Source organism: Muricoccus radiodurans (genome assembly GCF_050154705.1).
In the GTDB taxonomy this organism is placed as follows: domain Bacteria; phylum Pseudomonadota; class Alphaproteobacteria; order Acetobacterales; family Acetobacteraceae; genus Roseomonas; species Roseomonas radiodurans.
Map to the genome: position 1 here is coordinate 121,694 of NZ_CP189562.1, position 10,269 is coordinate 131,962.

General features: G+C 68.0%; 7 protein-coding genes. 2 read left to right on the top strand and 5 right to left on the bottom strand.

The window, feature by feature from the left end; all coding sequences use genetic code 11:
* Positions 1-24: 24 nt before the first annotated feature.
* Positions 25-765 carry a Qat anti-phage system TatD family nuclease QatD gene (gene qatD / locus ACP6CK_RS29075; protein ID WP_426960015.1) on the top strand — a complete coding sequence of 247 codons (741 nt, stop codon included), beginning with the start codon at positions 25-27 and terminating at the stop codon, positions 763-765.
* 63 nt (positions 766-828) lie between these two features.
* Here the strand turns inward: qatD and ACP6CK_RS29080 are convergent, their stop codons facing one another.
* From ACP6CK_RS29080 to ACP6CK_RS29095, 4 genes are all read right to left on the bottom strand, one after another.
* Positions 829-1,971 carry an endonuclease/exonuclease/phosphatase family protein gene (locus ACP6CK_RS29080; protein ID WP_426960017.1) on the bottom strand — a complete coding sequence of 381 codons (1,143 nt, stop codon included), beginning with the start codon at positions 1,969-1,971 and terminating at the stop codon, positions 829-831.
* A gap of 411 nt (positions 1,972-2,382) precedes the next feature.
* Positions 2,383-5,454, bottom strand: coding sequence for a hypothetical protein (locus ACP6CK_RS29085; RefSeq protein ID WP_426960018.1), 3,072 nt, complete (start codon positions 5,452-5,454; stop codon positions 2,383-2,385).
* A 28-nt stretch (positions 5,455-5,482) separates the two neighbouring features.
* A protein-coding gene (locus tag ACP6CK_RS29090; protein ID WP_426954159.1) for an IS3 family transposase occupies positions 5,483-6,654 on the bottom strand; the annotation gives its coding sequence in 2 pieces (ribosomal slippage) (positions 5,483-6,387 and positions 6,387-6,654; 1,173 coding nt in all).
* A 519-nt stretch (positions 6,655-7,173) separates the two neighbouring features.
* Entirely contained in the window at positions 7,174-7,752 is a 579-nt protein-coding gene (locus tag ACP6CK_RS29095; protein WP_426960019.1) for a YecA family protein, read from the bottom strand.
* 489 nt (positions 7,753-8,241) lie between these two features.
* Here ACP6CK_RS29095 and ACP6CK_RS29100 point away from each other — a divergent pair, with 489 nt between their 5' ends.
* Positions 8,242-8,610 carry a hypothetical protein gene (locus tag ACP6CK_RS29100; RefSeq protein WP_426960020.1) on the top strand — a complete coding sequence of 123 codons (369 nt, stop codon included), beginning with the start codon at positions 8,242-8,244 and terminating at the stop codon, positions 8,608-8,610.
* A 318-nt stretch (positions 8,611-8,928) separates the two neighbouring features.
* On the opposite strand, the gene ACP6CK_RS29105 is transcribed toward ACP6CK_RS29100, so the two are convergent.
* Positions 8,929-10,163 (bottom strand): IS3 family transposase gene (locus tag ACP6CK_RS29105; protein WP_426960021.1). Its coding sequence is split into 2 segments (ribosomal slippage): positions 8,929-9,815 and positions 9,815-10,163, totalling 1,236 coding nucleotides; the frame shifts between segments, so codons are not numbered across the junction.
* Between the last annotated feature and the right edge of the window lie 106 nt (positions 10,164-10,269).

The window sequence follows — 10,269 nt, forward strand, 5'->3', positions numbered from 1 at the left end:
CCTGGCAGCCCATAATGTGGTGGTGTGATCGACTTCCACTGTCACCTCGACCTCTATCCCGACCCGCGATCCGTCGTGGCGGCCGCCCGGGAGCAGGGTCACCACGTGCTGTCCGTCACGACGACGCCCAAGGCCTGGCGCGGGACCGCGGCCCTGGCGCAGGGAGTGCCCCGGATCAGGACCGCGCTCGGACTGCACCCTCAGATCGCGCACGAGCGTCATGGCGAACTAGCCCTGTTCGAGGGACTGCTTCCCGAAACCAGATACGTAGGCGAGGTCGGCCTGGATGGATCCCCCGAACTCCGCCCTCACCAAGACGTCCAGCGCCGCTGCTTCGACCGCATCCTCCGTGCCTGTGCCAAGGAGGGGGGAAGGGTAATGACCGTGCACAGCAGGCGGGCTGCGGATGCCGTGCTCGATGCCTTCGAGAGTGCTCCAGGTGCCGGTATCATGATCCTCTACTGGTTCTCGGGGAGCCGTCGCGAACTCGACCGGGCAGTCCGCCTGGGGTGCTGGTTCTCGGTCGGCCCCGCGATGGTGCGGTCCCAGCGCGGTAGGGACTTGCTCGCGGCAATGCCTCGGGATCGTGTGCTCACCGAGACGGACGGTCCCTTCGCATCGGGACGGGATGGCCCCTTGCAGCCCGGGGAAGTCTCAGATGTCGTCGCTGCCTGTCAGGCAATCTGGGGGATCCTTGCTGACCAGACGGCCCACCAGATGGCCGACAACCTCCGACGGCTCGGGTCGATGGCCCTGCCGAATTGACCAGGCGGGCTACCCTTTCTGGGAATCCCCGCCCAGCAGCGATGACGGTGCCACAGCCCGTGCCTAGCCGTCGTTCGGGGCAGCGAAGGATCGGAGAAAGTCGTCGGCGAAGTCGGTCCTCAGCTCGACCCAGAGCGGAGCGTGATCCGACATCTGCCAGGTCCGCCACTTCCGGTACCTTGCCTCGCGTGTTGTCGCTCGGAGTCTGGCCTTCTTCTCCGGATCCACGGCGGGCAGGTGCTTCGCGTAGATGTCCAGGTCCTCGTCCCGGAAGACATCTTCGAAGAGCTGGAGGAGGCCGCCGCCGAGGACCTTGAACCGCTTGTCCTTCACCCGGATGGCGATCTGGTCGTAGAAGTGGTCGCCCTCCTGACGGACCTTGTCTCCGTCGATCTCGGCAGGGACCTTGAACCCCTTGCTCTGTAGCGCCTGCATCGTCTCGTGCTCGGGACTGACGACGTTGAAGTCACCGAGCAGGATGTAGTTCTCGCGCTCGTTGGGTTGGTCCTTATCAGTCTTGGTCTCGTCCTGCCGCTTGGCGAAGAAGGTGACGAGCTTCCTGATCTCGTCGATCCTCTGCTGCAGCTGGTCTCCACTGTCATCACCGTAATAGATGTGGACGGTGCACAAGCTGAAGCGGAACCAGCCCGACTGGAACGCCACAAGGAAGGGACTGCGTGCGAACTGCTGACGGGTCTCGACCGTAGTCGCGGGAATGTCGGGCTGATCCTTCGGCTTCACCTTCCTGCGGGCAACGACGAGCTGGCCATCGGGCAGCACGATCTCGCCCGCAATCTTCCTGAACCAGACCTTCTCCGTGTTGAACAGGAAGGCCATCCGCTCGCCATTGCCGCCCCGGCCTTCCGTGACGTCGGTAACGATGTAGTCCCATTCGCGGCCGAGTATGCGGACCAGCCTTCGGAGCGGCGAGAGGTCCTCGTTTACCTCCTGCACGGCCACGAGGTCGAAGCACGAAATCATCTCGGCGATGTAGTAGAAAGTTTCCGGCAACCGCTCTCCCCAACCGAACTTGTTCGAATCGAAGTCGCGGATGTTCCAGGTGGCAAGCAGCAGGGAACTTTCGCTCTTACGGCTGCGGATGGGGGTCAGGCGCTCCCGCATGGCGAGGAGACACTTGGCGCACCGCTCCAGCGCCTCATGGTCATCGCCCAGGTCACGGCGGAGGCCTGCATAGTTGTTCGACATGCGATCCACTCACGTCCGGTTCCGTTCCGGACAGTTACAGAAATTAGCGGCCTGAGTCTCTCTCCGTGTGCACATCCAGCGAGGGACGGTGCCTGTGGGCATTGGGCGAATGCCTTGGCGTGAAGTGACACACCGAAGCAGAACACCCCAACGCTCGAACTTCAGCCTCTCACTCTGTCCAGCTTGGCGACAATCGAAAGAACACCCTGGGAAACCGAAATAGGCGTGACTGCCATGCCTATCGTCACTCGGATTTCTGCCTGCGAAATGTTACTGGGTGGGTAGAGGCGCGCAAGTGGCTACAGCGGGCATCCGCTGTCGGACTTGCCCCATCCAGGCCAGACCGGGGTGGCCCAGCGAGTAGGTTAGGCCCCACTGCCCCTGTCAGAGACCGATCATTGCCCGGCCAAGTCAGCGGTCCACACGCTGCAAGTGGATAATCGAAGAAGGAATTGCATTCTGTAGCACCGCGAGCAGGTGCTCGTGATGACTGAGCAGGATGACCTGCGTCGTCTCGCTCAGCCGCAGGAGGGCCTGGAAGGCGGCCGCGGCACGCTGGTTGTCGAAGCTCTGCAGGACATCGTCGCCGACGAAGGGCAGCACGGTGCCGCTGGCCGCCTGATCGGCAACGGCGACGAGGCGCAATGCCAGAAAGAGCTGGTCCCGCGTGCCCTCGGAGAGCTGGTCCACCTCGACCTCGTCGTCCGGGAATTCGTTCATCCGCAGGACGAGCCGTGCCGTCCCGCGATCGTCCTCCCGGGAGGAGACGCCGATGTAGGCGCCGTCGGTCAGCTCCGAGAAGGCGGCACCGATCCGGCGCAGGAGGGCATCGTCACCACCCTCCTGGACGGCGACGAGCGCGGCATCCAGCAAGCCCGCGGCGACCTGCATCAGCAGCGCGTCCTCCAGCGTCTGGCCGAGCTGACCCGCTGCCGCCGCCTCGTTCGCGGCTGCCCGTACGGCGGCGTCATCCCCCGCAAGACGCTGCAGTTCCAGGCCGAGCGTCGTGACAGCGGCCACCTGGATCTGGGCCGCAGCGGCATGACGCTGCTGAGCCTCCTCGGCCTCCTGCAAAGCCGCCTCTAGCCCGTCCGCCGGATGCGCCGCTGCCTCAGCCCGGAGGTCCTCCAGAGGCAGGCCATCGCCCGCCGTGAGGAGATCGGCCTCGGCGGAGACCCGCATTGCCTCGTGGCGCGCCCGTTCAGCACCAAGAGCGATGCGTTCCTCCGCCGCCTCAGCCGTCGTCGCCCCCGCCGCGGCCACCACCGCCCGCAGTGCGGCCTCAGCCCTCGAGAGGGTGTCCTCGTGCTGACGCAGCGTAGCCAGGCCTTTCTCCCTCTGGCCAAGCAAGGCGGCGCGCCGTGCGGCGAGAGCCGCCTCGGTCCGCTGTCGGCGGGCCAGCTCGCGCATCCCGGCCAGCGCATCCGGCGCTGCAGGCACCCCCAGCCGCTCGCAGATCATCGCGAAGCCGGTCTCGAACCGCTCCAGGCCTTCCCTCCAGATCCTCGCCTGGGCATTCAGCCGCGAAGCCTCCCGGAGAGCGCCCGCCAGGGATTCGCTGGCGGACAAAACGGCATCGAGTAAATGGACCGGTAGATCCGGCGCCTGACCCAGGCGTTCGAGCGCGGCGCTCCACTTGGCCTGCCAGCGCGTCAGGCTCTCGGTCGCTTGGCAGCGCTCCTGCTCGATGTCGCCCAGGGCAGCCCGGGCGGCCGCCGCCGCCGCCAGGTGCTCGCGCCGCCGATCCTGCGCCGTCCGACGCTGCCTGACCACGGCATCTGCCCTGTCCAGGAGGAGGAGCAGCGCCTCGAGATCCGCTCCGCCCAGCATCGGCCGCAGCCGTGCTGCGGCATTGTCCTGGCGCGCCTTCAGCTCGCTCAGGCCTGCCTGCGAGACCGCGAGCGCCTGCACTGCGGTCAGCGCCGTTTCCCGTGCCGTCAGGAGCCGCTGGGCCTCGGCCAGTCCCGCGCCGCCGTCGAGCCCGAGCGGGTGGACGACCGCCGCCCAAGTCACCTGTGCTGCATCGAACGTCGCTCGGGCGATATCCAAGGCTGCCCTTGCCGCGGCCGATTCAGCCTCCCTCTCCTTGAGCACGCGCACGAGCCGCTCGGCCTGTGTCGCCCGTTCCGCCTCCGTCCAGCGCGCATCCGCGATCCGGTCCGCGGCTGCAACCGCATTGGCATATGCCAAGGCAAGGGGGCGTCCGCCACAGAAGTCCCGGTCCCCGTCGGGGGCCGGCGCCTCGCCGGACAGTCGGCGGAACACGAGGTCCCAGCCCTCCTCGCGGCGCGCCCGGGCCTGGGCCAGTTCCTCCCGCGTGGGCGGCGCGCCTCCCTCCTCCAGCACCGTACGCTCGCTCCTGGCCTTGGCCAGGGCTGCCTCGGCCCGCCCGACAGCGTCATCCTGGCGTTCCAACGCGAGCTTCGCGGCGGCACGTACCTCCGCCAGTCGTTCCAGCCCTGCTGCGGTCGGAGGATCCAGCGAGGTCAGCGCCCCGGGATCGCGCAGCGGTGTAGGAAGGTGGGCGAGGGCGGTAGAGAGACGTGTCCCCGCCTCGGTGACTGCCCGCTCCGCCACCGCGAGATTGCGAGCCGGGTCGCCCTCCCGGCGGATCTCCGCAAGCACCGCCTCCAACTGCTGGACGTCCTCCAGCGGCGGTAGCTCCGCGATGGCGCGCTCGGCCTCGGCAAGCCGGGCCTGCTGCTCCGCCTTCCGCCGGGGCAGTCCCGCGAGTGCCCCTTCCTGCGCCGTATGCTCGGCCATCAAGCGGCGAAGCTGCGTCACCAGCGTCGGCGGCGGCACGAGGGAGGCTGGGTCGGCCGTGGCGGGATGACCCAGGACCCTCGTCTGCTCGGCCACCTTCGCTTGGGCCGCCTCGAGGGCTTCTTCCGCGCCCGGTAGCCCGGCGAGCGCCTGCTCCACGAGGCCTGCCATCCCCATCAGGGCTTGGACCTCCTCGGTCGTCGCGAGGAGGGCGTCATCGGTCACGACCTCGGCGATGTCGCCGTCTAGGCGGGCGAGGTCAGCACGGGCCGTCTCGACGGTATGCGCTGCCTGCGCCAGGGCGCCGCGAGCCGAAGGCAGGCGCTCTGCCAAGTCCGCCGGAAGCCTCGGCGCGTGCGGGTTCGCCTCGAGCCAGGCCGCGGCCATCGCGTGCGCTGTCAGAAGGGGGCGGACCCGGCGGACGCGCTCGAGGCGACGCAGCCGCTCGCCCGCCTCCGTCGCCGCACGGTTGCTGGCGTCGCGTAGCGCCTCGGCGTCCCGCAACGCCTTCTCGCGCTCTGCCCACTCCCTGGGGCGCACATAGCTGTCCTTGAGCTGGCGGCGGCTCTCGGACCAGCGGTCGAGGGCGACGTAGAACGGTCGGGTAGCCACCTTTCGGGGAGGGGCCAGACCGTCGCGCTCCTGCTCCAGGCTGCGGCGGAGGGCCGAGGCCTCCCGCAGGCCGCCTGCCGCGGCGAGCAGCGCGTCTGCCAGTGACAAGCCCCCACGAGGTGCTCCGGGCGGGATGTTAGTGGCGCATGGGCAGGACCCTGCTGGAGCTGGAGAGGCTGTGGCCGGGTGGTAGGGTCAGGTGGTGCAGCAGGACGACCTCTGGCGCCGGCGGTTGGTAGCGCAGCGAGGAGTGTGGGCGGACGGTGTTGTAGTGGCAGCGCCATTGCTCGATCAGAACCTTGGCCTCGGCCAGCGTATTGAACATCTCCCTGTTGAGCAGCTCGTCTCGCAGCTTGCCGTTGAAGCTCTCGACATACCCGTTCTCCCACGGGCTGCCGGGCTCGATGAATGCCGTCTTCGCGCCGACACCGTTGATCCAGCTCCTCACCGCGGTGGCGGCGAACTCGGGCCCATTGTCTGAACGAACATGGCCCGGCGTGCCGCGCAGGATGAACAGGTCGGACAGCACGTCGATGACGTCGGCAGCCCTAAGCTGACGCCCGACCCGGATCGCCAGGCACTCGCGGGTGAACTCATCCACCACGTTCAGCATGCGGAACTTTCGCCCATCCCGGGTGCGGTCCTCGACGAAGTCATAAGCCCAGACCTGGTTCGGCCTCTCGGGGCGCAGCCGGATGCAGGAGCCGTCATTCAGCCACAAGCGCCCGCGCTTGGGCTGCCGGGCTGGGACCTTCAGCCCCTCACGGCGCCAGATCCGCTCCACCCTCTTGTGGTTGCAGCCCCAACCCTCGGCCCGCAGCAGGGCCGTGATCCGTCGATACCCGTAGCGCCCGTACTGCCGCGCCAGGCCAGTGATGCTCGCCGTCAGCGCCGCCTCGTCATCTGCTGCGCGCGACACCTTGCGCTGGGTCGAGCGGTGCTGCCCCAGCACCGCACAGGCTCTCCGCTCGGACACGCCGAGCTGCTGCATCACATGCCCCACTGCCGCGCGACGACGGGCGGGGCTCAGTATTTTCCCGATGCCGCTTCTTTCAGGATCACCTTGTCCAAGGTCAGGTCCGACACCGCCTTCCGGAGCCGCGCGTTCTCCCGCTCCAGCTCCTTGAGCCGCCTCACCTGGTCCAGCTTCAGGCCGCCAAACTCGGTGCGCCAGCGATAGTAGGTCTGGTCCGTCACCCCGATCGTCCGGACCGCCTCGGAAACCGTCTTGCCCTGGGCTGTCAGCACCTCAACCTGCCGCAGCTTCGCTACCATCTCCTCCGGCGTGTGCGTCCTCTTCCGACCCATTCCCCGCCTCCTCAGAACACCCGCCGGGTCACATGACCGGCGGACCGCTTCTACGGGGGAAGGTCAGGGGGCCTTGAGCCGTTCCTGCTTCACCGGTTCGCCAAAGAGGTGGCGGAGGCACGCACCCCGCTATTCGAGGATGACTATTTAGAACTGGTAGAGCAGGCGGGCGAAGAGCGGCCCGTTAGCGAATAGTGGCCGGACGGTCAGGGCTGCCTTTCCATCGGCATGAACGACAGCGCGCTCTTGCTGGTCGCCCCGCATCCCGTGCACTCGGCCGACTCCGACTCTATGCGGCGCAGGGCATGGAACTTCGCCATGACGGGTCCGCCGCACAGGTCGCAGATGCCGATGGCGCGCGGGATGAAGTTGTTGGGCACACCGTCTGGGAAACAGCCGTACCTGCTCATACCTCCTCCGTCGCTTTCCGCACGCTCGCGTTGATGCGGGTCAGCACGTCGCTGACGCGTATCCGTCGTCTGAGCCCCATTCAATCGGTGACTTGACGCGGAGCCCGGTTCAAGTTGCGCGGGCGGGGTGTGCTCGCCAGTAGTCCCGGATCGCGCAGACCGCTTCGGGGACGTGGTGGTAGGCGCGGGCGAGGTGGGCGCGTGCTTGTGGGTTGCCGACGGTGAGCCGCTCGGCCTCCTCCTCGGCTTCGAGGGCGATGATCGGCACCATGAGGCTGACGTGATGTCCTGTCTCGAAGAACGGACGCCAAGCGGTGGGCCAGCGCTTGACGGCGAACAGGAAGCCTGCGGCCCAGGGCTGGGCGACATCGGAGCCGTCCTCCTCGCGGAGGAAGACCGGTCGCCAGCGTCGTCCGCCGTCGAGCCGTAGACCCTGCTGGACGGCGTTCATGTGCTCGATGACGGCCGAGATCGCGCCGAGGCCCATCGGCGTCTCGGGAAGGCCCGGCCCGAGGGTCACTCGGAGCCAGTCCTCCATCGTCACGCGCTCCGGACCGACGGCGAGCGCCGCCGCGAATCCGTCAATGGAGGTGACGGACCAGTTCCGGCGGGCGATGTCGGGCTGGGCGGCGAGCCAGGCGTCGAGGTCGTCGAGGGGCAGCGCCGGCATGCGCGCCCGGCGGCTCACGCGGCGTCACGCGCGTCGGCCGGAACATGATGGTGGCACCACCCACGGCAGTCGATGCAAGCGCATCCGCCGAGCAGACGACCTTGGCCACCCACCGCAGCGGGGCCGGGCATGCACGCCGGCAGGCCCACTTCGAGGAAGTGGCCCGGCTGCACACGGCCGGCGCCTCCATCAGCCAGATCTCGCGGCTGATGGGACTTGACCGCAAGACGCTTCATCGCTGGCTGCAGGCCGGTGCCGGGCCCCTCTGGCTAAAGCAACTCCGGGGCAGCACGCTCGATCCACACCGTGGGACCCTGGAGCGACACTGGACCGAGGGCTGCCGCAACCCCATCCGCCTTTGGCGGGAACTGGTTGCGCTGGGCTTTCCAGGCCGACCTGCCACCGTGCGAGCCTGGGCCACGCAGCGGCGCAAGGCCGAGCCAGACCCTGTCCGAGTGATCCGGACGGCCAGCGGGCAAGCCCTTGCGCCCACCATCGGGCCGGCGCGTGGCCCGCCTGCTCATGGCTAAGGCGGCCACGCTGCCCGATGCCGACCGCGACTTCGTCACTCGCGTGCTGGAGGAGATGCCCGCGCTCTCGGCCACCACCGCCGCCGCCAAACGCCTCGTCTGCGTGCTGCGACGGCAGAGTGACGAAGCGCTCAGCGACGTGCTGGACGTTATGGCTGGTACATCGTTGACCGGCTTTGTCGCCGAGTTGCGCAAGGACGTCGCGGCGGTGCAGGCGTCCCTCGATCTGCCATGGACGACAAGCCCGGTCGAGCGGCAGATCAACCGCCTGAAGATGATCAAGCGAACCATGTACGGCCGCGCTGGATTTCATCTCCTCCGCACCCGCGTTCTCCACGCCGCATGATCCCGGAACGACAGCACGGAAAGTGCGGGAGAACCAGCTTTCACGCTGCGTTGACAGCAACACCGCAAGCGCGATGGCTGTCCGCATGAAAGCCCCCTCTTCCCCCGCCGGCAGCCTACCGTCCGCGAACTGCCGTCCTTTAAAGGTCCAGCCCGCCTCGATCGCACCCGGCCGCCTTTGTTTCGGCATGCCGAACCACGGCCCGCATCACCGGGCTGCGCAGAGGCAGCAACAGAATCGGCTTCTCTACTGTTGGCGCATTCAATTCCCTGTTCAGCAATTGGCGGTTCTGGATAAACACGGCTGGAGTGCTCCCCATCAAACCGGACAGGTGACTGGGGTGGACGATTGGCGGGCGATGAACTCACGGGATGAGAGCATGCGCAAGCCGGAGTGGGGGTGGGCGGCGTTGTAATCCTCGAACCAAGCAGGGAGCTGCTGGAGGACGGTGATGGCGTCGGGCCTTGGGTTCACCCGGGCGTAGTCGCGCTTGAGGGTCTTCACGAAGGCCTCACAGACGCCGTTGCTCTCGGGGCTGCGGGGCGGGGTAAAGCAGGCGACGAGATTCAGGGCGGTGGCGAAGTCGACGGTGTCCTTGGCCGTGTAGGGCGAGCCGTTGTCGGCCAGCCACTGGACGGGATGGGGTGCACGGACATTGCCGAACCGGCCCTCGACGCAGGCCAGCATCATGTCGCGTATCATCTCGCCACTGATGCCCCCACCCGCCGTGGCAACCCAGGCCATGACCTCGCGGTCGTGAGTGTCGATGGCGAACGCGACATGGACCACCTCACCGTTCCAGCAGGAGATGGCCAGGCCGTCGGACGCCCAACGCTGGTTCGACGCTGGGGCGACAACCTTGCCCTCGTGCGCCCGGATGACGCGCCTGCCCGTGCAGGGCTGTAGCGTGAGCGAGGCACGCCGCATAAGGCGCAGGACGCGCTTGCGGTTGACCGGCGGCTCTCCACCGGCCCGCCTTGCCCGGTTCAGCAGGGCGGCGACGCGCCGGTAACCGTAGGTGGGCCGGGCATCGGTGACGGCGCGGATCTCGGCCAGGAGCGCATCGTCGCCCTCGCGCTGATAGGGGCCGCGGCGGCGTCCAGGCCCCTTCAGCTGCTCGACCAGGTTGGATCGGGCAACGCCCAGGGTGTCGGCCACCGCCTTCACCGGGAACCGGCCGGAGGAGGCGACGGCAGCCGCAAGCCGGGCTTTTTCCCCCGGGCAGCGTCCAACGCTTCCCGCAGGATCTCGGCCTCCATGGTCTTGCGCCCGAGCAGGCGCTCCAGGTCGCGGACCTTGGCCTCGAGCTCGCGAACACGGTTTGCGGCCACCACGTCGTCGTCCGCCCGCACCGCCTCCAGGCCCCCCTCGGCCATGCGACGCCTCCACCCGAACAGCAGGCTGGGGGAGACGCCGTGGAGCCGGGCAACGGCCGAGACCGTCATGCCCGGCTGGGTCGTCTCCTCCACCAGCCGGACCTTCTCGGCGGCACTGTATCGCCTGCGGCGCTCGCGGCCGGTGATGATTTCGACGCGCTCAACGGGATTGGACATAGCCGTATGTCTAGGCTCAGGCCTAGGCCCTCAGGTTACGCCACCTGTCCGGTCGAAATGGGGGGCGCTCCAACGGCAGCCATCGGAGTTCATCGCTGCGCCCTAT

What these genes read in the sequence shown, in the direction of transcription:
- ACP6CK_RS29080 (WP_426960017.1), bottom strand. Translation starts at nt 1,971, where the DNA reads ATGTCGAACAACTATGCAGGCCTCCGCCGTGACCTGGGCGATGACCAT.